Source organism: Zhongshania aliphaticivorans (assembly GCF_001586255.1).
Taxonomy (GTDB): Bacteria; Pseudomonadota; Gammaproteobacteria; order Pseudomonadales; family Spongiibacteraceae; genus Spongiibacter; species Spongiibacter aliphaticivorans.
In genome coordinates this window covers 2,458,559-2,481,059 of record NZ_CP014544.1, presented here as the reverse complement: position 1 = coordinate 2,481,059, position 22,501 = coordinate 2,458,559, and the positions used below count along the sequence as shown (strand labels likewise).

22 protein-coding genes are annotated in these 22,501 nt (G+C 50.4%); 12 read left to right on the top strand and 10 right to left on the bottom strand.

All coding sequences use genetic code 11. The features are described from left to right. Window positions 1-16 precede the first annotated feature (16 nt). Window positions 17-1,750, top strand: a complete 1,734-nt coding sequence (locus AZF00_RS11005; RefSeq protein ID WP_008249443.1) for a ShlB/FhaC/HecB family hemolysin secretion/activation protein — start codon at window positions 17-19, stop codon at window positions 1,748-1,750. Between the two features lie 323 nt (window positions 1,751-2,073). After that, entirely contained in the window at window positions 2,074-2,589 is a 516-nt protein-coding gene (locus AZF00_RS11000; RefSeq protein WP_008249444.1) for a hypothetical protein, read from the top strand. An 88-nt stretch (window positions 2,590-2,677) separates the two neighbouring features. Here the strand turns inward: AZF00_RS11000 and AZF00_RS10995 are convergent, their stop codons facing one another. Genes AZF00_RS10995 through AZF00_RS10980 form a run of 4 tightly spaced genes read right to left on the bottom strand, consistent with a single transcriptional unit; the run spans window position 2,678 to window position 5,554 of the window. Then, the gene (locus tag AZF00_RS10995) at window positions 2,678-4,012 is read right to left on the bottom strand and encodes an ATP-binding protein (RefSeq protein ID WP_008249446.1); all 1,335 of its coding nucleotides are present in this window, start codon (window positions 4,010-4,012) and stop codon (window positions 2,678-2,680) included. Window positions 4,013-4,014: 2 nt separating this feature from the next. Next, entirely contained in the window at window positions 4,015-4,698 is a 684-nt protein-coding gene (locus AZF00_RS10990; protein ID WP_008249448.1) for a response regulator transcription factor, read from the bottom strand. 19 nt (window positions 4,699-4,717) lie between these two features. Next, the gene (locus AZF00_RS10985) at window positions 4,718-5,020 is read right to left on the bottom strand and encodes a PepSY domain-containing protein (protein ID WP_008249449.1); all 303 of its coding nucleotides are present in this window, start codon (window positions 5,018-5,020) and stop codon (window positions 4,718-4,720) included. Between the two features lie 21 nt (window positions 5,021-5,041). Further along, entirely contained in the window at window positions 5,042-5,554 is a 513-nt protein-coding gene (locus AZF00_RS10980) for a glycine zipper 2TM domain-containing protein (RefSeq protein WP_008249450.1), read from the bottom strand. Window positions 5,555-5,660: 106 nt separating this feature from the next. Here AZF00_RS10980 and AZF00_RS10975 point away from each other — a divergent pair, with 106 nt between their 5' ends. Then, complete coding sequence (locus AZF00_RS10975; protein ID WP_008249451.1) at window positions 5,661-6,284, top strand: glutathione S-transferase family protein; 624 nt, start codon at window positions 5,661-5,663, stop codon at window positions 6,282-6,284. A 40-nt stretch (window positions 6,285-6,324) separates the two neighbouring features. Here the strand turns inward: AZF00_RS10975 and AZF00_RS10970 are convergent, their stop codons facing one another. Beyond that, window positions 6,325-6,630 (bottom strand): hypothetical protein, encoded by a 306-nt coding sequence (locus AZF00_RS10970; RefSeq protein ID WP_008249452.1) that lies wholly within the window; start codon window positions 6,628-6,630, stop codon window positions 6,325-6,327. Between the two features lie 177 nt (window positions 6,631-6,807). Between AZF00_RS10970 and AZF00_RS10965 the strand changes: the two genes are divergently transcribed. The 3 genes from AZF00_RS10965 to AZF00_RS10955 are packed head-to-tail and all read left to right on the top strand — an operon-like array spanning window position 6,808 to window position 10,719. Then, the gene (locus AZF00_RS10965; protein WP_231856152.1) at window positions 6,808-8,811 is read left to right on the top strand and encodes a DUF3604 domain-containing protein; all 2,004 of its coding nucleotides are present in this window, start codon (window positions 6,808-6,810) and stop codon (window positions 8,809-8,811) included. Next, entirely contained in the window at window positions 8,808-9,731 is a 924-nt protein-coding gene (locus AZF00_RS10960; RefSeq protein ID WP_008249455.1) for a peptidylprolyl isomerase, read from the top strand. Before AZF00_RS10965 ends, AZF00_RS10960 begins: the two co-directional genes overlap by 4 nt. Continuing rightward, window positions 9,718-10,719: a HupE/UreJ family protein gene (locus AZF00_RS10955; protein ID WP_008249457.1), complete on the top strand. Its 1,002-nt coding sequence runs from the start codon at window positions 9,718-9,720 to the stop codon at window positions 10,717-10,719. Before AZF00_RS10960 ends, AZF00_RS10955 begins: the two co-directional genes overlap by 14 nt. On the opposite strand, the gene AZF00_RS10950 is transcribed toward AZF00_RS10955, so the two are convergent. Further along, the gene (locus tag AZF00_RS10950) at window positions 10,713-11,531 is read right to left on the bottom strand and encodes a hypothetical protein (RefSeq protein WP_008249460.1); all 819 of its coding nucleotides are present in this window, start codon (window positions 11,529-11,531) and stop codon (window positions 10,713-10,715) included. The genes AZF00_RS10955 and AZF00_RS10950 overlap by 7 nt on opposite strands. A 67-nt stretch (window positions 11,532-11,598) precedes the next feature. On the opposite strand from AZF00_RS10950, the gene AZF00_RS10945 reads away from it, so the two are divergent. Together AZF00_RS10945 and AZF00_RS10940 are read left to right on the top strand one after the other, a co-directional pair. After that, window positions 11,599-12,390, top strand: coding sequence for an alpha/beta fold hydrolase (locus AZF00_RS10945; protein ID WP_062383782.1), 792 nt, complete (start codon window positions 11,599-11,601; stop codon window positions 12,388-12,390). 69 nt (window positions 12,391-12,459) lie between these two features. Beyond that, window positions 12,460-13,326 carry a DUF2971 domain-containing protein gene (locus AZF00_RS10940; RefSeq protein WP_008249463.1) on the top strand — a complete coding sequence of 289 codons (867 nt, stop codon included), beginning with the start codon at window positions 12,460-12,462 and terminating at the stop codon, window positions 13,324-13,326. Between the two features lie 15 nt (window positions 13,327-13,341). Here AZF00_RS10940 and AZF00_RS10935 read toward each other — a convergent pair whose 3' ends face one another. Then, window positions 13,342-14,943 carry a GMC family oxidoreductase gene (locus tag AZF00_RS10935; RefSeq protein ID WP_008249466.1) on the bottom strand — a complete coding sequence of 534 codons (1,602 nt, stop codon included), beginning with the start codon at window positions 14,941-14,943 and terminating at the stop codon, window positions 13,342-13,344. Window positions 14,944-15,057: 114 nt separating this feature from the next. After that, entirely contained in the window at window positions 15,058-15,828 is a 771-nt protein-coding gene (locus tag AZF00_RS10930) for a pseudouridine synthase (protein WP_008249468.1), read from the bottom strand. A gap of 175 nt (window positions 15,829-16,003) precedes the next feature. Here AZF00_RS10930 and AZF00_RS10925 point away from each other — a divergent pair, with 175 nt between their 5' ends. Continuing rightward, entirely contained in the window at window positions 16,004-16,522 is a 519-nt protein-coding gene (locus tag AZF00_RS10925) for an SRPBCC family protein (protein ID WP_143829381.1), read from the top strand. Window positions 16,523-16,547: 25 nt separating this feature from the next. On the opposite strand, the gene AZF00_RS10920 is transcribed toward AZF00_RS10925, so the two are convergent. After that, window positions 16,548-17,117 (bottom strand): YtfJ family protein, encoded by a 570-nt coding sequence (locus AZF00_RS10920; RefSeq protein WP_008249474.1) that lies wholly within the window; start codon window positions 17,115-17,117, stop codon window positions 16,548-16,550. A 129-nt stretch (window positions 17,118-17,246) separates the two neighbouring features. Further along, window positions 17,247-17,657: a secondary thiamine-phosphate synthase enzyme YjbQ gene (locus tag AZF00_RS10915; RefSeq protein ID WP_008249475.1), complete on the bottom strand. Its 411-nt coding sequence runs from the start codon at window positions 17,655-17,657 to the stop codon at window positions 17,247-17,249. Window positions 17,658-17,865: 208 nt separating this feature from the next. On the opposite strand from AZF00_RS10915, the gene AZF00_RS10910 reads away from it, so the two are divergent. The 3 genes from AZF00_RS10910 to AZF00_RS10900 all read left to right on the top strand — a co-directional run bounded on the left by AZF00_RS10910 (window position 17,866) and on the right by AZF00_RS10900 (window position 22,501). Then, window positions 17,866-18,579 carry a TetR/AcrR family transcriptional regulator gene (locus tag AZF00_RS10910; RefSeq protein ID WP_008249477.1) on the top strand — a complete coding sequence of 238 codons (714 nt, stop codon included), beginning with the start codon at window positions 17,866-17,868 and terminating at the stop codon, window positions 18,577-18,579. 89 nt (window positions 18,580-18,668) lie between these two features. Next, window positions 18,669-20,972 (top strand): TonB-dependent receptor, encoded by a 2,304-nt coding sequence (locus AZF00_RS10905; RefSeq protein WP_050985186.1) that lies wholly within the window; start codon window positions 18,669-18,671, stop codon window positions 20,970-20,972. A 2-nt stretch (window positions 20,973-20,974) separates the two neighbouring features. Continuing rightward, complete coding sequence (locus tag AZF00_RS10900) at window positions 20,975-22,501, top strand: M28 family peptidase (protein WP_008249479.1); 1,527 nt, start codon at window positions 20,975-20,977, stop codon at window positions 22,499-22,501.

Sequence of the window (22,501 nt, the reverse complement as noted above, 5' to 3'; positions counted from 1 at the left end):
TAGGAATGGAGACATTATGGCTATTGATTTACCGCCAGTAATACCGCCGCAGGCGTCAACAGCGGAGCGCATAGAGCAATACGCCGCTCTGCATTCTGAAAATATTGTCGACGTTAATATAGGCGATTACACCTTAAAAATTTCAGGTAATCGCTACCTAAGTCGTGAACAGCTGGACATGATTATGAGCGCCGCGCAGTCGCCCGCGCAGGCGGTGAGTGCACTAAATCAAGCTTATTACCAACTAGGTCATTTATTGGTGACGGTCTATTTTGCGCAACGCGAAAACACAATCTTTGCTCATGTTATTAACGGGAAATTAGCGGCGGTGAAGGCGCCTGATAATATTTACCCGTATTTTTCGACTTTGATTGGTGACAAAGACTTACAAAAATCGGAGTTTGGCAGTAAGCAGGTGCTGGCAAATTTGAAGAGTGATCGCGCTGGTTTGGATTACGCCGTTAGCTACCAAGTGGGGGGGGATCCGGAAGCCTATACTCTCGTGTTCACCGAAAAGCCCAAAGCCGACTATGACAGCACCGACCTTGATTTTAGCGTGAATAATTTTGGTAATCGGTTTCTTGGCCGCTACTTTGGCAATGCGAGCCTCAAACATGACTTTAAATCCGGTGTTGAGGCCTTATTTTCCTATGATCGGGCGCTAACAGAATTGGGGGAGGTCAATGGTGGTGATTATTACGACGGTTATACCTTTCGCTTGAACTACCCGAGCAGTTTCGGCCTCTATGGTTTAGAGGCGCGGTATATCGAGTACGCTAGAGATGCAGATGTTTCTTTGACGGGTGATGTGGGCGGAGATGCTGGCGGAAACTCGACGGGACTATGTACTTTAGCGCTAATTTGCGATGTCAGTGAGGCGCTGCTGGGCTTGGATTTAAACGGGCTTGGTAGCGGCACACCACTTTTTCCTTCACCGGACGGAACGAATACAACCCTTAATTTATATTCTGAAACAAAATCGATTGCCTTCAGTGGCGAGCAGGTAATCTCCAGCGACAGTTTTCAACGTCTGACGACATCCCAGCGCTTAGAGAAAATTGATAGCTATATTGAGGTAAAGGATTATGGCCTTGCCTTAGATGAGCCCCACACAAGCTTAGAGTTGGGGGTGAAGTACACCAAGGTGATGCGCTTGTTCGGCTTCGGCACCCAATTAACTGCACAGGGCTTGCTTGAGGCGGGGTTAGAGGCAGACGCCGGAACACTGGGAACTGATAGTCGGGAAGGCGTTGTCGCCACCGGGCGGCGGACTGGCGAGTTTCTTATCTTTAAACCCCGTGGTGGCTTGAAAATGGCCGTTGCCGACTGGGCCAGTGTAAAGTGGGATGTTATTAGTCAATACTCTGATAATAAGCAGTTGCCGCTGCAGCAGCAGTTCTTTTTGGGTGGCGGCAGTGGCCTTAGTGCCTATTTACCGGGTGTCTTGGTCGGTGATTCAGGTTTGTACACGAAGCTTGCGCTAGAGAGTAATGGGCTTCCCTTTGCGGGGCTGAATTTTACGCCCGTCGTTTTTGTGGAGTACGGGCAAGCTTGGTACGAGGATGCTGCCGGGAGTGCAGGCGACGTGCGCGCGATTGCGGATGCCGGGTTTAGTGTGAAACTGGAACTTGGCAAAACCTTTGAAACTGAGCTGATCGCGGCAACACCAATGTACGATGACAATCTAGACGAAAAGTCGCTATCGGCATTGGAAGTGGACTTTTTTTGGCGACTAAAACTGAGCTTTTAATCGCGATAAGGGCATCTCAAGTCGCTGAGATGCCTTTCTTCTGACATATTCCCCTTTAAGTGCTTCACGCCGATAAACGAGCGCTGTGGACCTCTGATTTTAATATGCACATATCAATAGTGCGCAGTCCCATAGCTCCGTGTCGTAGAGCGCTGTTATTTGATTTTCTCCCGCTTTTTTTGTGATCTAAGTCACGCCTAGACGTAGGTGTTAATACGTACTATCAATGTGCGGTCGCGGCCTATTAACTTTTAGTAATAAGTGAAATAGTGTCGCTTAAATAATAAGTATTTTTGCTTAACTGTTTATTTTTAGGGGAAATTATGGAAATCACGAAATTCAAGAAATTAGCGATTGCTGTGACATTGGTCTCTGGTAGCAGCCTTGGCCTTGCTGGCCCACTTGCGCCAGTGATTGATGTTTTGAGCACAGTTGACGCGCAATTAGGCGGCCTACCAGGCTTGCCAGCGCTTCCTGGTCTGCCAGTAGATCCGCTGTCACTGGTTGGCGGCGGTTTACCAAGTCTGCCTGGTGTTCCTGGCTTGCCAGTAGATCCGCTGTCGCTATTGGGTGGCGGTTTACCAAGTTTGCCTGGTCTTCCTGGCCTGCCAGTAGATCCGCTGTCGCTATTGGGTGGCGGTTTACCAAGTTTGCCTGGTCTTCCTGGCCTGCCAGTAGATCCACTGTCGCTATTGGGTGGTGGCTTGCCAAGCCTGCCCGGTCTTCCTGGTTTGCCAGTAGACCCACTGGCATTGCTTGGCGGTGGATTGCCTGGCGTTCCTAGCTTGCCTGGTTTGCCCGGCCTGCCTGTTGACCCACTTGCGCTGCTGCCTATCTAAGGGGGCTCAGTCATCTGCTATTTAAGGTGATTGCGTATGATAAAAGGGCCGCTGGTAATAAGCGGCCCTTTTGGTTTGTGGTAGGCGTTTATGATTTTGCTAAGGTGATCTTAGTTTGCAAGCCGCCGAGTGTAGATTGCTCAAAGCTCAGTTCGCCTTCATAGCTGTCAATGATGTCTCTAACAATAGCAAGGCCTAGACCGTGTCCTTGTCCGTATTGATCCCCACGCAGCCCTCTTTGTATGAGAGTCTCGCGCTGCAGTTCGCTCATGCCAAGGCCATCATCGTCTATGTATATATGGCATAGCAGAGGTGTTTCAGCGGCGCTAATTACGATCTTGTGTTGGCAGGCCTTGCAGGCATTGTCCAAAAGGTTGCCAAATAATTCCATGGCATCTTGCTCATCTATGGCCAGCGTTAAATCGAGTTTTAATAAGTTTTGAAATTGTATTGATTTGTCGCGATAGACTTTTTCAAGAGATTGATTAAGGCGATTTACTAGTGATTGAACACGGGTTTTACTGCTCAATTTCTGTTTGCCGCTGCTTACTGCGCGCTTAAGCTGGTAGTTAATTATATTGTCCATGCGGGTAATTTGTTCATTCACCGCATTGCTGTCGCTACTGCCAGATTTAAGTACGGCTAGTGGAGTTTTAAGGCTGTGAGCGAGATCCGCGAGGGTGTTGCGGTAACGCTCTCTCTGCTTCTTTTCTTTATTGAGTAGTTGATTAAGATTGTGAGTAATGCCTTGCAGCTCTCTTGGGTAATTGTCGCTGAGCTGGACAGTGTCACCTTGTTCTAGACGGAGAAGGTCTTTCGCAAGTCGTCGAAGTGGGCGTAGCCCCCAATACAGAATAACAGCGCTCACGACCGACGAAATGATTAATACGAGGCCAAGCCATAGGCTAATCTGACGACGAAAATTATTTAGCTCGTTGAGCAGTGTGCTTTGTTGTGAGTAAAGGGAGAAAAGGAGAGGAACCTCATTTTCATTGTCTGTTTCCCAAATAGCATGGTAGTGAAATGTAAAATAAGATTCTTGGTTTATTTTCGCTTCGCCAAAAAATTCCTGACCGGAGCGTGGCATATTTTGCGGTGCTGGCAGATTTAGCGTGTCACTTGATACTGAGCGCCAAACTATTGAGTTATCGCGTCGACGAATTTCAGCGTAAAGGCCTGAGCGGAACTGCCAAAAACGGGGCTCCTTAAGTCGGTCGCCCATCTCAAATTCGCCGTCTTGCCATTCTAAGGCGCCAAGTAAACCAAAAAATTGTAGGCGCAATTGCTCCTGCTCCGCACTCATTAAACTATTGGTGTGGGCGCGGTCTATTGCGATGCCGGTTACCCCCAGTAATATTGGCATCAGGGTAAGGCTGGCAATGATTAAACGGCGTGTGATGGAACTGGGGCGGGTGCGCGGCATGTTCAGTGTTGGGTTTCGCCAAGTTCAAAGCGGTAGCCTCGGCCACGAAGCGTCGAGATCGGCTTTAAGGTGTTGTCGGGGTCAATTTTTTTACGTAGGCGGGCAATAAACACTTCAATAACATTGCTGTCGCGGTCAAAGTCCTGATCGTACAGGTGTTCGGTTAAGTCCGTTTTGGAGACCACCTGTCCGCTGCGCATGGCCATATACTCCAAGGCATTGTACTCGTAAGCGGTTAACTCTAGGGCCTGGTTATTCAACAATGCGCGTTTGGCGCCGGTGTCGATCGTAATACAGCCAAATTCCATTTTCGGACTTGCGAACCCGGCCGAGCGTCGAATCAGGGCATTGGCTCTTGCCATGACCTCTTCTATTTGAAAGGGCTTGGCAACATAGTCATCGGCCCCTGATTCAAGGCCTTCTACTTTGTCTTGCCAGCGATCACGGGCGGTTAATATAAGTACGGGGAATTTTCGGCCTTTGCTACGCCACTGCTTTATGACGCTAATTCCGTCAAGCTTTGGTAGTCCGAGGTCTACTACAGCTAGGTCGTAGGGGTTTTCTTGCCCTAAAAACAAGCCTTCGCTGCCGTCGCTGGCACAATCGCAGGCATAGCCAGCTTGCTCAAATTGGCGGCGGAGTTGATCCAATAGTAGCTGCTCATCTTCTACAAGTAGTATGCGCATAGATAGTTCTCGTCAGGGCTCAATCAATCGTGACATTCTTGATTTTGCCGTTGTCTTGTAGAATTCGGACTCGATAGGCTGAACCGACCTTTTTTGCGCCAACAGCTCGCCCGCCGTAACGTTGCTCTGCAATATTAATTGCCTCGTTGGCTGTCATTGAGTCGCGAACTCTGGAGGCGTCTAAACGCTGTTCAAGTTGAGGTCGCTCAGGTAAGCCGAAGCGACCGCCGCTGGCGCCGCGCAGCGGGTCACTGTTGGCGGTGGTGGCCAGTGCGGTAGCGCTGACGAATACTAGAACATTGCACCACTTTAATTTGCTCATAACATTCCCGGGCATCAGCCCTTATCCACGGGGAGTAACATTAACTTCAATCTCAATCTGCTTACCCGGATTATAGGGTAAACGGGTGTGATAAATCTCACCTTGATAGCGGTAGCTGACATTGTAGCCAACTATTTCTTCTCGCCATTCGTAGCGGTTTTGAATTTCGCAGCGGTCAACCGTTTCGTAATGATGGCCTTGATGCCGTCGCGAGATATCGCTGCCGACACTGGCACCGAGCACCGCACCAACCACAGTGCCTACTCGTTTATTACTTTTGTGATGACCAAGTTCATTACCTAAGGCGCCGCCTATGATGGCGCCCAGAATTGGTGCGGTATTGCTGCGGTGTTCGTAAGAAACGCTTTCTTGCCAGCATTGCTCGCGAGGCACTGAGTAGCTAATACGCTCGTAAATTGGGCTTACCTGAGTTACCCAAGCGAGGCGGGTTGTGCTGTGGCTGTAATGGCGATGGTCAGCTTGCGCTACTGCAGAACAGAGCGCGAGCAGGGGAATTACAGAGTACTTCAACATGGCATATACTCCAGTGGTCAGTTAGCAGATAGCCTAGTCTGCCGAGCCTTAACTTGAGCTGAATATTGCATTGATTTTGTAAGTAAATAAAACAGGGGAGAGATAAGTGAAATTATATACCTATGAACCGGCACCAAATCCGCGGCGCCTCGGGCTGTTTATTAAGCACAAGGGTATTAGTATCGATACCCAAGCGATTGATATGATGACGAAGGAGCAGTTTTCTGACAGCTTTTGCGCCATCAATCCGCGGTCTACCCTGCCAACCTTGGTACTCGACGACGACACTGTGTTGACCGATACCATTGCGATCTGTCTGTACCTCGATGGCTTACACCCAGAGAAGCCCTTGTTTGGTCGCAACGATTTAGAGCGGGCTCAGGTTATTGGTCGCTGCCACCAGATATTTTTTGAAGGCTTCTCCGCAGTGGCGGAAGTGCTGCGCAATAAGGGTGAGGCCTTTAAGGATCGGCCGTTGCCGGGCCCGTTAAAAATGCCACAAATTCCGGCGTTAATTGACCGGGGTAATCTTCGTATAGGCGCTTTTTACGAGACGATGAATGAAGAGCTTACCGGTCGAGATTTCTTAGTTGGCAATAACCTGAGTCAGGCAGATATTGATCTCTATGTAACCTTGGGCTTTTCTGGCTGGGTTAAACGCCAAATTCCAGACAATTGTCCAGTACTACAAAACTGGTTTAGCGGTATGAAAACGCGCTTCGGTGAGTAGGGTACCAAGGCCGCTGGATTGTGCCCAGCGGCCTTGGGGGTCAAATCCCTAGAAATACTTTAACGCGGGTATTGAACGCGGGTTCGTAGTGATGGCCGCAATGGCGGCTGTGAACATGGCGAACATAGTAACGGTCATGGTATCTGTCATGATAGTCATGGTGATCGTCGCGCACGTAATAAACATCATGATCGTGATGGTGCTTATAGGCGTGGCGGTCGTGCCCCTTGCCGTTACTATACTGATAGCGGGCCTCAAACTCGCTGTTACTGTGCCGGTGGTCGGCATAGCTGTTTACGGCGAACGCCAGCCCAATAATAAAAGCGAGGCTAATACGTAAATTCATGATGATGACTCCTAGGCTGAAGAACAGCTATAGAGTGGCATAGCGAATCTGAACCATGGCTGAACCGCATCAAACTGGGTGAGCACTGCTACTGCGAAAGGATCATGGCTTCATCGTGTCGTCGTGGGGATAATGCCTGAACTCATGAAAATGGAATTATTGCCCATGCGAGTTTTAATGCCAGCACTTCTGCGGCTGTGGAACTGTAAACAAACGCTAATTGCCCTAAGCACACTGTTATCTGCTAGCGTGGTCAGTGGCCAAGCACTGACCACGCAGGTGCTCGATGCAGAGCCATATCAAGAGCAACGTGAGCCCTGCACTCAGCAATACCCCTTAGGTAAGGCCCTTTTTGGTGATACCCATGTGCACACCAAGTATTCGCTAGATGCCAGTACCCAGGGTACTAGGACCTCGCCGGCAGATGCCTATCATTTTGCCCGTGGAGCGCCAATTGGTGTTCAGCCGTGGACCGCAGATGGCCAACCATTACGTACCTTGCAATTAGATCGTCCCCTCGATTTTGCCGTGGTAACCGATCACGCCGAGCTATTTGGTGAAGTGGAAATTTGTAGCGACCCAGCGTTGCCCGGCCACGGCAGTTGGCAGTGTAAGCTTTTTCGTCACTATCCTCGTGCCGCGTTTTTTATATTTAATACCCAGTCCTCCCTTGCTGGCCGTTTAGGCTTTTGCGGCAAGGATGGCGAGCGCTGTCGGCAGGCAGGATTGCGCCCATGGCAAGAGATCCAGCAGGCTGCTGAAGATGCTTACGATCGCAGCAGCGATTGTGAGTTTACGAGCTTTGTTGCCTATGAGTGGACTGGCGCCTCGGCGAATCTCGCCAACTTACATCGCAATATTATTTTTAAGAACGAACAAGTGCCGGTGCTGCCATTAAGCTTTATTGATACGCCATCGGCACCACTGCTTTGGGATGGGCTGGATCGCGATTGCGTTAACGCCGGTACTGGCTGCGAGGTGTTAGTCATTCCCCATAACTCGAATTTAAGTGACGGCTATATGTTTAGCACAGTCAGGGATGATGGCTCGGCGATAACAGCGGCCGACGCAACGCAACGCCAGCGCCTTGAACGCCTAGTTGAAATTATGCAGCACAAGGGCAGTTCAGAGTGCTTTTATAACCCGCTGAGCAGTGCCGATGAGTTGTGCGGCTTTGAGCAACTACCGTACAACCGCTTTTCTGGTAAGTTTGTGCCATTTCTCCGCGAAGAGGCCACAGAAAAGTCGGGCTTTGTTCGCGATGTATTAAAGGAGGGTATGGCCCAAGAGCAGCGCTTAGGGGTGAACCCATTTAAATTGGGTTTTATTGCCAGCTCAGATACTCATATCAGTGCGCCAGGCGCGGTCAATGAGAAAGGATTTTTAGGCCACGGCGGCGCCGGTGTGCCGGCTGGCGCGCAGCTGCCCGAGGGCTTGCCTGATGATTTGGAGTTTAATCCCGGTGGCTTAGCTGCAGTGTGGGCGACAGAGAACAGTCGAGATAGTATTTTTGCTGCCATGCAACGCAGAGAAACTTACGCCACCAGTGGCCCTCGTATTGAATTACGGTTCTTTGGTGGCTGGCAATTGCCTGCTGATATGTGTGAACAGCAAGATTACGTTGCGAGTGGTTACGAGCACGGCGTTGCCATGGGCGGTGATTTACTACCACAGCCTGCGCACAGGAACGACGCGCCGGTATTTTCAGTATTTGCTCGCATGGATCCAGGCACCGCGAGCCAGCCAGGCATGCCATTAAAAGCAGTTCAAATTATTAAGGTTAGTGTTGGCCCAGACGGTGAGAGCAGCGAGCAGGTGATTGATGTTGCCAGCAGCGGTGCTGCTGCTGAGGTGGGTGTTGATCTCGCAACGTGTAAAACCTATGGCAAAGGCGCGCCACAACTCTGTGCTCATTGGCAGGACCCCAATTTTAATCCCGCCCAGCGCGCATATTATTATACCCGGGTTTTGGAAAACCCGACTTGCCGATGGAGTCAGCAGTTGTGTGTTGCCGCAGCGGTTGATTGCCAGCGGCCAGCGACGATTAAGCCGGGTTATGAGTCTTGTTGCAGTGTCGAACATCGGCCAATCATTCAGGAGCGCGCTTGGAGTTCGCCAATATGGTACGCCCCGGCAGCTGCGCAGATGGATGCGCAAACTCCAGAGCCTGGCCAACCTTGACTCGCTTGTTTCGCGCCAAAATATTCCACTTTATGCTCCTTGGCATTCTGCTATACGGTGTTGATGGATATTACTCGCGGTACCAGCAGCGGGAGTTAGTTTGTCCATCGAAATTTGAAATCGATTCGATGGCGGCAAAGTGGGCTCAGCAAAATCGTCAGCCAATGACCGATAAATTACGGCAGGCACTTAGACAGAGCGCACTGGACGAGCAAATGCTTTTTCGCGAAGCTCTGATTAAGAGCCTGCACAAACGTGATGACGTTATTGTTCAGCGTTTGCTGCGCGACGCGGAATTTCTCGGCGTTGAGGGGGATCGTGGGGATCAAATCGAAACAGTATTGGCAATGGGTTTACTCGACAGCGATGAAGTCATTCGTCGACGCTTAATTCAGTTGTTGGAGCATCGCGTCATCGCGGATATCCAAGGGCAAGTGCCGAACGACCAAGACTTAAGGCGATTGTATGACGATAATCCCGCGATCAGTGACGAGCCTCCGCGCTACAGTTTTCAGCAGCGATTTTACGCCGGTGACACGGCGGCAGCGAAAATGCGTGCAGAGCAGGCGCTGCGTAATCTTAATGGCGAGGAATCGCCCGCAAGCGCAGATGTATTTCTGAGCGGCGAGTTGTTTAATCAATTAACTGCTCGCGAAATTAATGAAATATTCGGTGCAGGATTTTGGTCTGAGACGAACCGGACCATGAGCTTAGGTCAGTGGTTTGGCCCAGTGAAGTCGGTCTATGGCTGGCACCTCATTAAGTGGCAAGCGTATTTCCCTGGGGTGGCTAAGGATTTTGCCACAGTGCGTCCAGAATTGAATTTAATGTGGCGGCGTGAGCAGCAGCGTGGCGGCTGGCAGGCCTATGTAACAGAATTGCGCGGGCAGTATCGGGTGTTGTGTAATGACGAGGTTTAAGTTTTTTTGCATCCTAATCTGCCTTAGCAGTTTTGCGCAGGCGCATAATTTCGCTCCCTCATTATTGGAATTACGTGAGCAGCCCGGCGGGGTAGTCGAGTTACTGTGGCGCACGCCGCTACAATCGCTTAAGCAGCCAATGCCTGTCCTGCCAGCTGATTGCCGATCGCTCGGTGGTGTGGAACAAGGTATTCGCGGTAGCGCTACTGAATATAGATATTCCATTGTGTGTGGAGCGCTCAAGCACAGCGCCGGCATTTCAATTGCTGGTCTAAGTGAATCGAAAACGGCGGCTTTATTGCGGTGGTATAGCGTTAGTGGTGGTCAGCAGCAGGTGTTGTTGCGTAGCGATGACGACTATTTTATTCCGCGATCTGATGTTGCTTGGACGCAGGGTTTACTGCAGTTTACCGCTCTAGGCTTTCATCATATTTTGCTTGGCAGTGATCATTTGCTGTTTGTGCTTGGTTTACTGATGTTGGCCAGTGGTTTCAGGCCTTTGTTGCTATTGGTTACTAGCTTTACGTTTGGACACAGTATTAGTTTAGCCTTGGTGAGCTTGGGTATTATTCCGTATTCGCCGATCTTAGCGGAAAGTCTTATTGCACTGAGTGTGCTGCTCATGGCGTGTTATTTGGCCGGGCGGCGGCAGCGCCAGCGATCTCACCTGAGTATGAATATATTAGTGGCTGGCTTTGGCTTATTGCATGGTTTGGGTTTTGCCGGGGTCTTGAATGAACTGCTTGACGGCGGGGTGGGCCTTGTACCCGCATTGCTGGGTTTTAATTTAGGCATAGAGCTTGGGCAGCTGTTATTTATTGTTGGTGTTCTGGGCGTGATGTGGGTATTGCGCCGTTGTCTGCGGTCACAGTGGATAGGCGGGTTACGCTGGGCGGCAATATACGCGATGGGCTCGGTGTCAGTTTTCTGGTTAGTGGAGCGCGGCGTCGCTGCTGTCGACGCCGCTTTGAATATTAGACTCTACTGAGCTGTAGCGGTTGTGTTCGCTTCTTCTGCGGCTGGTCGCGCCTTTCCTGGGTAGCGCTTCATTTTGATTAAGGGGTGAAAAGCGAGCTCAATGCCTTCTTCAATATTGCTTGACCGGCTCAATATTTTCTTGCGGCGTACAAAGCTTTTTTGTGACTTGCGGGAGTCGATGCTGTGTAGGGTGTCTATACCGCCGCGGCTAGAAAACAAGGGTTTGCCATCGGTGGTGTAAATAGTCACCATAAGCGTGGCGCCTTTAATGATTTGTGTCCAATTGAAGTCGGTGGGCACGCTTGAGGTCGGACCCTCTGTTGCCGGTTCCCGGCTTACGCCGTACCAGCGCGCATAGTGCTTCATGCCGGGGCTGTGCTGAATATCGTGTTCAAGCAGGTCGGTGAAGATAACGGCGTCAATGTCTTTGTGTTCTTTTAGGCTTTGCAGCGTCGCAGCCATAACTTGCTGCCAAGCAACCCGATCAACCTTGCCTGTGGTTGGATCATAAAAGTTGCCGAAGCTGAGCAGGGCCTGACGCCAGGCATTATCAAATAAGTGGCTAGGTGCAAAGCTGTAGCCATTGCTCTCAAGATAGTCGACAACGTGATTGTCGACTTTATCTACGCTGTCACGCAAGATCGAGCGCGTGGGTTCGCCACTAACATTGACCGTTGCCAGTATGACTTTTTTTAGGGGCTTTTGTTTGAGATCATCGCGACTGATAAAATAATCGTAGGTCGTCGGGTTGTAATCTGTTGAACTACAGCCTGTGCTGACGACAGCACCGACCAATACTAAAATGAGAAAAGTTAATCGCACAGTAACACCTTTTTATTTGAAAGCCTGTGCATTCTAGCAACCGCTATAGATGAAGAGAAGCGAACATATGCCCAGGGTTCTTAGTTTACACACTGAAGTGAGCGGTGACGGCGCTTTCCCCGTAATTTTACTGCACGGTTTATTTGGTTCGGCCAGTAATTTAATGGCTGTTGCTCGCAGTTTAGCGGCGGACTATAAAGTTATTCGCATGGATTTGCGCAATCACGGTAAGTCGCCGCACAGCGATATTATGGATATACCGACCATGGCTGAAGACGTGCTGGCCACTATGGACACCTTAGGCGTCCAGCAAGCCCATATTCTCGGTCATTCTCTCGGCGGTAAAGTTGCGATGCAAGTGGCGGTAACGGCGCCGGATAGAGTCAGTCGCCTGGTTGTTGCCGATATTGCCCCCGTGCGCTACGGGCGTGGGCATGACGAAATCATTACAGCCCTATTAGGGATGGATTTGCGGGCCCTGCGCAGTCGCGAACAGGCCGATAATTTATTGCAGAAAGCTGTTCCAGAGCTGGCTATTAGGCAGTTTCTCTTAAAAAATATAGTGCGTGACGGCAAAGATGCGTGGGCGTGGCGGATGAATCTGCCGGTTATTGCCGACTGTTACGACAACTTACGTGACGCACCGAGTGCTGAACCCTTTACAGGCCCCACACTGTTTATACGGGGTGAATTGTCTAAGTATATTCGCGACGAGAATCGCGTGCCGATGCAGCGCCAATTTTCGCAAATGGCCTTGCTTACCATCGCTGGGGCAGGGCATTGGCTTCACGCTGAGTATCCGCAGATTTTTAATGCCATGGTCGCCGACTTTTTGGCTGCGGACAATGCCCAGGTGTAAAGCACCTTTAATCTAGTGCTGGCAGTCTATACTTACACGTAAACACGCGGTTAATAACGGGGGAGGGCTATGATTAGCCGGATAACCGAGGCGCTATTTTCGGAACAGCCTCAGGAAACACTCTATCACTACACTTCCTTGAGTGGCGTTTTGGGTATAGTCGGCAGTCGTACGCTGTGGGCCAGTGATATCCGCTATATGAATGACTCGGCGGAACTGCGCCATACCGCCGATTTGGTGGGGCGTGAAGTGGCTGAGCGAATTAACAGTGGCCACAGTCGCCCGCATTTGCTCACGAGTTTTTTAGACTGGGTAAAAAATCGCATTACTAACGGCCATATTTTGTTTGGCGCCTCGTTTCGGGCTAATGGCAATTTGCTGAGTCAGTGGCGCGGCTATAGCGCCATCGGCAAGGGGGCGAGCCTCGGCTTTAACGCTGAAACCGTAAGCCGCTGTGCCCAGATGCAAGAATTTCGCATGGGGCGCTGTATTTATGATCGCCACACCCAACAAAAGCTTATTGCCCAAGTGCTCGATGCCGTTGAGGTGTTGGCGATAGAGATTGATGATGGTGTGGAACGCGATGTATATCACGAACTGTTTGAGCATTTAGAAAGCGATTTGCTGCGGTTGGCGGCCATTCTTAAACACCCTTCATTTGAAGAGGAGCAAGAGTGGCGTCTGGTGTCGCCAGTTGTTCCCGATTATCGTCAGGCGGCGGTTAGCTTTCGTGAGGGCCGGAGCATGTTAGTGCCGTATATGAGTTTCGCCTTGGCGCTGGAAGACCATGAGCCGGTTGCGCTCGATCATGTTTTTCTCGGTCCAACGCCGAATATAAGCTTGTCGATGAACTCCATGAAAATGTGTTTAGCCAAGCACGGTATTCGGCCGGCGCGAGGTATCGAATATTGCCAGATACCCTACCGGCAGAATTAAAGCCAACAGACCATACTAATCCCCACTTAAAATAAAGTCTGCGCAACGCTCGCCAATCAGCACGGCAGTGGCATTGGTGTTGCCGGAGATCAAGGTTGGCATAATAGACGCATCGGCAACCCGCAAGCCCCTTACGCCATGTACTTTTAGGCGGTCGTCGACGACCGCCATGGGGTCGCTGCCCATTTTACAGGTACCAACGGGGTGGTAGACCGACTCACCCGTATTGCGAATGAATTCTAATATCTCTTCATCGCTTTGTACCTCTGGTCCAGGAATGAGCTCGTCCCTCCGGTTTGCGGCAAACACCGGCGCTTCAAAAATCGCTCGGGTTTTACGCACGGCGGCGATCATTTTCTGGCGGTCTTCCTCTTCGGCCAAGTAATTATGCAATAGCGCTGGGGCGTCGCGGGCGTCGTTACTGCGAATATGTACCCAACCACGGCTTTTGGGCCGCAAATAGCATACGGTGGCAGTGGTGCCTGGCACAGTGATCATTCGACCTTTTTCATCTTGGGTGCCCGCAGCCGGGGTGAAATGAATCTGGGCGTCTGGCCGCGTTAAGGCGGGATCCGTCTTGAAAAACACACCGACTTGAGAGGCCGGGTGAGTCAGCATGCCACTGCGTTTAAAAATCAGTTTAGCGAAGGTTTTTATCATCGCCAGTGGGCGGCTGTCTTCGTAGAATGTCTTCAAGCCAACAAAGGCGCGCTGGGTATTAACGGTGAGGTGGTCTTGCAAATTCTCGCCAACCCCAGGCAGAGCGACAGCGACTTTGATACTGCGTTGCTGCAGTAATTCAGGGTTGCCAATCCCCGACAGTTCTAATAATTGTGGTGAATTGATTGCACCACCGCAGAGAATAATTTCGGCGCGGCAGCGGGCGGTAATTTCTTTATTGTTTTGCAGATAACGCAAAGCAGTGGCTTTGTTGCCTTGAAACTCAATGCGGCTCGCGAGGGCGCGGGTTTCAACCTGCAAATTCGGGCGTTTCAATATGGGTTTTAAATAGGTTTTGGCGCAACTTTGGCGCAGGCCATTGCGAATATTAACCTGAAAATACCCCGCACCTTCCTGACTGGCGCCATTAAAATCAGTGTTGTGGGGTATCCCCGACTCTACCGCCGCCTGGATATACATTTCGGCCAAGTCGTATTTGTTAGCGACATTGTCGACCCAGAGCTGGCCGTCTTTGCCGTGATAATCGTCCTCGCCATTATTATTGTGTTCGCAGCGCTTAAAAATCGGTAACAAATCGTCGTAGCCCCAGCCGCGATTGCCAAGCTCAGCCCAGTGATCGTAGTCTTCCCGCTGGCCGCGAATATACACCATGCCGTTAATAGAGCTGGAGCCGCCAAGCAATTTACCCCTAGGCTGATCAATGCAGCGTTGATTCATATGAGGCTCGGCCTCACTTCGATAACACCAGCTAAAATCGGGATTTTTCATGGTGAAGGCAAAGCCGAGGGGGATGTGCACCATTGGGTGAGTGTCCTTGCCTCCCGCCTCGAGTAATAAGACTTTGTGTTTTGGGTTTTCTGATAATCGATTGGCTAGGGCGCAACCGGCCGAGCCTGCACCCACAATGATGTAATCGTAATAATTCGTTATGCTCATTAAGCTTGCACCTGTCTTGCCCTTATTGCGTGGGAGTCATGGCTCGGTACGCGGGGCGGTAAGCGATATTGTTCCCATAGGCCTACCTTACGGCGAAAGTTTCATGCATGTAAGTTATAATTTAGTAACCTTTTCGACTTGCCATTCATTGGTGAAGCTGTCCTCCCAACTAAAGCGCTTAATGAGTTCGGTGAAATGCTGATCTAGCGGCGCTTGCAAGCGTATTTCCTGCTTACTTAGCGGGTGAATAAAGCGCATTTGCAATGCGTGAAGTAGTAGGCGCGGGCAGGCGAGCTGATCAGCGAAGTAGCGATTATGACGTCCACGGCCGTGTTTGGCGTCGCCAATAATTGGGTGCGATATATGTTTGAAGTGGCGACGTAGCTGGTGACGGCGGCCGGTCATAGGCTGAGCGAGGACGAGGGAGTAGCGGGACTGGGGGTAGGTTTCAATGTGGGCGTCGAGCTCGTATGTCGCTAGGCGGCGGAAGTTGGTGATCGCGTCTTGCGGTGCGGCTGGTTTGCTGCGGGCAATGCGCTTATCGGGTTCTTCCGTTAGGGGGTGGTCGATGTGGCCCGCATCGGGGCAGTAGCCACGCAGCACCGCGAGGTAGGATTTCTCGACCTTGTGAGCCTGGAACGCTTGGGCGAGTTGGCTTGCGATGTCTGAGTTTAACGCAAACAGTAATACTCCTGAGGTGGGCTTGTCCAAGCGATGTGCTGGGTAGACATACTGGCCGATCTGATCCCTAAGTAATTGGATGGCAAAGCGCGTTTCGTGGCGATCAATAGGGCTGCGGTGAACCAGTAGGCCCGTGGGCTTATTGATGGCGATGATGTTTTCATCTTGGTACAAAATCGACAATGTTTCGGAGGATGGGCTCATTACTTTACCTTGTGGCCGTAGATGAAGACTTTGTCATATTCATCATCATTGCTTGTTTGAGTTTTACTCGCGGTGTTAGATTTCGGCCTAGCAGTTGATCAGTCATTGTTCAGATCTGCTGCTGGTGTCTGGTTTTTGGACCAGACTTAGATCCATTTTCACTTGGAGACGTTGCGTGGCAAAGAAATACCCGTGTAAAACAGTCGACATGACTTTTTTCGATACGGCCCCATTCCGCTATGTGGCGGAGGTTGTGGTTCGTGCTAGTGCTGCTGATGTGTTTTCTTCCTTTGAAAATGCCGACGACTGGCCGCGCTGGGCGATGCCGATACTCAACGTGGAGTGGACCGCACCGCAGCCGTTTGGCATTGGCACAACACGCACAGTGACGATGGTGGGCAATCTAGTTGGCTACGAAGAGTTTATCGCGTGGGAGCGTGGTCGGGAAATGGCATTTTGCTTCACGCATGCCAGTGAAGACAATATTGAATCTTTTGCCGAGCGCTATCAGGTCGAAGAACTGGATAGCAGCAGCTGTAAGGTTAAATGGACAATGGCTATGCGTCCAAAAGGCTTCAGTCGATATTTTTTGCCGGTTTTCAGTCCGGTTATGCACATTGGCGTGAAATTAATGCTGCGTAAATTTGCTAAATTAGTGGAAGGCCGCCAGTGCTTCGGCAGCCCTAAAAAATAGCTATTGTGCGGTTGCCGCGCCAGCGTTATTTGCTGGCGACCCGAGAAATTTCTGTATTGAGTAAGGCCATAATGGTGTCTATATCTTTGCGGCCAAGCTTACCTTCTTTTAAGTAGCGAATTTTTCCGTTCGCATCAAGCAGTATGACCGCCACGCTGCTTTCCTTTAATTGCCAAGCTTTACGTCCACGGCTAGCGTCATCGGCGACCAGCACGGCTTCAGGGTGGGCGCGTTTGTTTTTCTCCATTTCGCTACTGACCATACCAGAGGTACCCCACATGGCGTCGTCGATGTTGACCACGCTGATGGACTGAAAACTGCCAGGAGCGAAATCTTGCTCCTCTAAGCGCGTGCGCAGTGGTGCAATGATGTTGTCGGAGGACATTCGCGCGGCAAGATGGAAAATTAAAGCTGGCGAGCCACGTTGAATGCTGGCGGTAGACCAGCTTTTGTAATCGACTTTCGATTTATTTAAGACCAGTTCGCCTTTTGAGGGAATGCTGACATCGGTGAGTGTGCCGCCTAGCTCAAGACCGTAGCTGTTAATACTGCCAAGAAGCGCCAATCCTAATAAGTATTTTTTTAAACGCAACATTTAGGGTTTCCTGTGGTGTTTGTAAGGCTGAAATTTTGCCAAGAATAGCATAGCGATCTCAAAAGAATGATGACGCTTAGTTCATAGTCTAGGCCACAGACATTAACCCCCACTGAACAATTGCGGAAACTAATTGCTTAAGTGCATGACAAGTGTGCGTTTACCCGCGGCGCGACGATGCTCCCAAAGGTAAATGCCCTGCCAACTGCCGAGGGCAAGTTGACCGTCAATGATTGGAATGGCGAGGGAGCTTGCAGTCAATGCCGCTTTAATATGGGCGGGCATATCGTCGGGGCCTTCAAGGGTGTGGGTGTAAAGAGGGTCGTTCTCTGGCACCAGTCGATTAAGCCAGCGCTCTAAATCAATGCGCGCGCTGTCGTCGTAGTTCTCTTGAATGAGCAAGCTTGCCGAGGTGTGCTGAATAAACAGTGTGCATAAGCCATCTTGTCCCTGGAAGCGTCGCGCGATGCTCTGGCTTACAACCGAAGTAATACTGTGTAGGCCTTGGCCCGTAACTGAAAAGGAGAGATGTTCAATCATAATTTCGCTGCGCCTTTTTTCGCTTTTTTGCCGTGTCGCTGTGGGCAGTATATCGAGCTTAAACCGATGTTCTATAAGAAAATAATGAGCTTTAGCGCCATTTAGCCCGCGGCAGCAGCACTATTCGGTGCTTGACAATAAGTAAACGAGGTCATAAATTATAAATAACCATGTGGTTATAAATACTATAATATCATTAGTTGGGCCTATGAACGCGTCAAAAAAGCCGCCTACGAAAGTTGCGGGTAGACCGAAAAAAGTCACGCATCAGCAAATTGTCGATGCGGCGCTTTTGACGATGGAGCAAGAAGGTTTTAAAAGTTTGAGTTTGCGCGCGTTAGCGCGGCAACTCGGCATCAATCACGCAACCTTGTATAACTATGTTGACAATATTGAGGCCGTCGAGCGGGATGCTTTAAGTGCATTAATGACGCGAATCCCCGTTCCTGATAAAAACAATCCTCAGCCACTTCGTCAGCAGCTTATTGAACATTTACTCGCGGTGCGGAAAACTCAGATTGTCTACCCCAAATTTTGTCACGCACCGGCGGGCACCTCGGCTTGGAAAATACACATGCGTTGCCTCGTGCGAGTGCAGCAAGCGTGTTGCGAAAATGATGAGCAGCTAGAAGATGTCGCCATCGCCTATAACGCCCTAATTGGTTTGATTGCGACTAATGCGGAACGGACCCGTACCACTGGCCGTACAGTGCCAATTCAGGCCGATATCGAGGCAATTGCCGCGTTGCCACGGGATGAGTTTGAACCACTTTTTAGGCCGCTGGTACAAAATGGCAAATATTCATTGCGCATCTCGTCATTTGTTCATCGGCTCGACTATTTAATTAGCTGCCTAATTCCCCATTTACCGCCAATCGATGACGAGCTGCTAATTTCAATGCAAGCCCTAGTAAGTGAATAAAGCTAGATGTAAACCCAAAAAAATAAAAGAGTGACACCATTATGAAAAGCTTTCCTAGAAGGAAAATAATTGCCTTGCTTACGAGCAGCATGCTTGTAAGTGCGACTGCTAGCGCGGCAGACGAAGTGCAGAAGTCGTCTACGCATGCTGCTAAAAGTAAGAATCATCGAGTGCTAGAAGAGGTTATCGTAACCGCCACTAAGCGCGAGAAGTCCATGCGCGATTTGCCCGCGTCGATGGCCGCGATTAGCGGTGAAAATATGGAGTCCCAGGGGATTCTCAGTATTAATGATATGCTCGAACAAACCCCCGGTGTCACAGCGAATGCCGCGCGGCCGGGCGATCAGCGAATTGTCATGCGGGGGATCTCCACAAGCTCGTCGCCCAATAGCACCGTGCCTTACCCGGTAGGTATATTTATCGGTGACACAGCGCTCAATGAGCCCTATGCGGCCAGTATTACACCGGACTTATCTGCCTTTGATCTCGCGGCAGTAGAAGTACTTAAAGGCCCCCAAGGGACGCTTTTTGGTGGCGCGGCATTATCTGGGGTCTTGCGCTATCGCTTGAATGACGCGCTGCCTAATGAATTTCAAGCGCGTTATTTCGCACAATATATCTCACCAAAGGACGGTTCCGAGGCGTTAACCCAAGGTATTGTCGTCAACGCGCCGCTGCTTGGTGAAGATGGCGATCTCGGTATTAGATTGACCTATATTACGAGAGAGTATCCTGGTGTCACCGACGATATTCGCCCTGAACAAGCGCAGAAAGATGTTAATAGCGGCGAGGGCGAACAAATTCGTGTTGGTGTGACCTGGGAGCCTAGTGAAGAATGGCAATTAAAATTTACCTATCTTGATCAAGATTATAATGCTGAAAATGGATTGATCATCGCCGATTCACGGGAAGGCCCGCGAGAAACCGAGGGCTCACTTATTCCGTGGCCCAACAAGCATCGGTTTGCACTTTATAATCTTGGTATACAGTACACCGCTGAAAAATTTGAGGTGATCTCATCGACCTCAAGAACAGAAAAAGAGCGTTTTAATATTATTGATTCCTATGGTGGCATTGCTGGAATTCCACCTGCGGGGGCGCCAGATGCGCTGGCTATCCCTTTTGAAACAGACCAAGAATCAACCTCTTTTCAACAAGAGCTTAGAATTCAATCAGTGGGTGGCGAGAAATTAGAATGGCTCTTGGGAGCGTATTACCTCCGCTCGCCAATTCGCTATGCCTTAGTGCTAAATTCACAGGCGCTTAATATGGCTTCGGGTAGCTACGAAGAATTAACGAATGCCGTTAATGCGACCGCGAATGCCTTCGGATTAGGCGCGATAACGGCAGAAACCTTAGCGTCTTTAGGGCTTGATGCCGGTAATGTGGCTTGTGAACTCGCGGTATTGTGTGCCGAAACCAACGCCTTAGCTAAGGAGCAAGCGCTGTTTTTCGACTTAACGTGGTATCCATGGCAATTTTTGGAAATTTCGGCAGGCGCACGAGTTTACCAAACCACGGTCGCGGGAGGGTTTGTCGGCCAGGGCGTTGGTGCCCGCGCAGTGAATAACGGTATGTCTCCTGCTAACTTAACAACCACTATTGAGGAGGAGGGCATCAACCCTAAGTTCTCTGTAACCTACCGCTTTAGCGATGACCATTCAGTTTATTTCTTGGCAAACAAGGGTTTTAGGTTTGGCGGCATTCAGAATATTCCGGAGAGCGAATTGGAAAATGTGCCGGGCACCTATAAATCAGATTATATTTGGAATTATGAATTAGGCGCGCGCTCAAGCTGGTTTGACAATCGTTTGGAGTTTGACGTAACGGCTTTCCATATCGATTACACAGACGCCTTAGTGGTATTGAAAAACGCCATCCAAATTAATTATTACGACAATGTTGGCACCGCCGAAAGTGACGGATTTGAAGCGAATTTACGTTGGTTAACGCCAATTCCTGGGGTTGTACTAACAGTGAGCGGCGGCACCGTCGATGCTAAAACTACTGAAGACTTTCAAGCGGGACGAGACACTGTGCCTGCAGGTAAACCCTTGCCTGGGTCCGCGGACTATCAGTACAGTGGCAATCTCGCTTTCTTTGGCTCGCCAGATTGGCTGGTCAATGTTTCTGGATTGATTGGCTATACCTATGTGGGTGAAACATATAATGACATTGCCAACGACGATATTGTTAACGATTACGGTACCTATAATTTCAGCTTAAATCTCTCCCTGCCATCGCTTACGGGAAATCCCAAACTCGCGCTGAATGTCCTGAATATCACCGATGAAACAGCCGCGGTTAGCTTGATAAACACACCTTCAGCGAACGATTTTGCGATTCTTAATGCGCCGCGAACCATTAGCGCCCGCTTTAGCTTGGAGTTCTAGTCATGGTCCTGCGTTTCAAATGCATCACAATGCTGTTGGTTTATGTGACGTTAATGAACTTCGCTAATGCCGATATAGCGTGGCCAATGGAGGCTTTGCCTGCTTCTGCGGCAAGCGCACTTGATCCTGCGCAATTTGTGTCGATAGATCAGCACCGAGACTGGCAACTAGATCTCGATGCTCGCGGCCTACGCGCCGCAGGCAGCGTGGCCCATGAGGCGTATATTGATGAGTTGCAAAAGCGCTTACAGCGCGCCGGGGTAGATCGCATTTATCGCGAACCAGTCGAACTCAATCAATGGTTGGCCGACAGCTGGGGCTTGGAGCTAATGGGTGCGCAAGGCGCGGTGTCATTACCAACTGCAGCTTATCTCCCGTATTCAGGATCGACGTCCGCCAGCGGCGTCGTTGGTAAGCTCAAACTCATTAGCGCAGATGCACGCTATGGTGAGGGTGAGCTCGTCGGGAAGATTGTACTGCTATCACTCAAAAAGCCAGAATCTACCTTGGCGGTTTTCGAGAGTGCCGCGTGGCGTCGTTATGATCCTGCGGCCAGTGTTCACGCTGACACGCCATATCAGCGCAGCTATTTTGCATTGAGCACTCTCGCTAAGAAACTAGATATGCTCCACCGCGCTGGGGCCAGCGCGGCTATCATCGGTCTCGATGAGCCTAGCAATAATGCGCTAGGGATGTATGCGCCCTACGATGCTATCAATCGAAATGTGCCTGCACTATATGTTGACCAAGACACGGCTAAGTACCTAGCCAATATGGCCAATGGGGATGTTGAGCTTCGTCTCACTTTAGAGGCACGCATTGCCAAGGTTAACAGTAGTAATTTAATTGGCATTATACCGGGTCAATCTGACGAGCTCGTGGTGCTCAATAGTCATACCGATGGGCCTAACGGCATTGAAGATAATGGTCCAAACGTGATTGTTGGCATGGCGCAATACCTTGCGCGACTGCCGAGGGCCGCGTTACCGCGCAGCATTATGATTTTGCTAAGCTCAGGCCACTTTGCCGGTGCGCAAGGGGGGCAGAGCTTCATTGATCAGCACCTACACGATGGCACCCTAGAACGTATTGCTGCGGTGCTATGTCTGGAGCATTTAGGGGCCGAGGAATGGGTGGCTGGGCCGGGTGGTCGCTGGGCGCCAACGGGACGCCCAGAACCGTACTGGTTCTTTATGCCAAATATTCCGCCGTTGATCGCCGCCGCAGAAGTCGCCTTAAAGCGTGCCGACGCAGCTCCCGCTTTTATTCGGCCGCCAACACGGCCGGAAGGCAAGGGCCTGTTCCATGACCATGTGTGGCCGGGAGAAGGGCAGGTCTTTTGGGGGCGTAGTCGCATTCCCACCGCAAATTATATTGCTGGTCCCAACTACTTATTTAATTGGGGTATCAGTACTGCAGACAAAGTTAATTATCAGCGCTTGTTTCGCGAAACGATTGCCTTCACTGAAATGACACTAACACTCGCAGCTACCCCAATGGCTGATCTTCGTAAGCCAGAGAAAAATTAA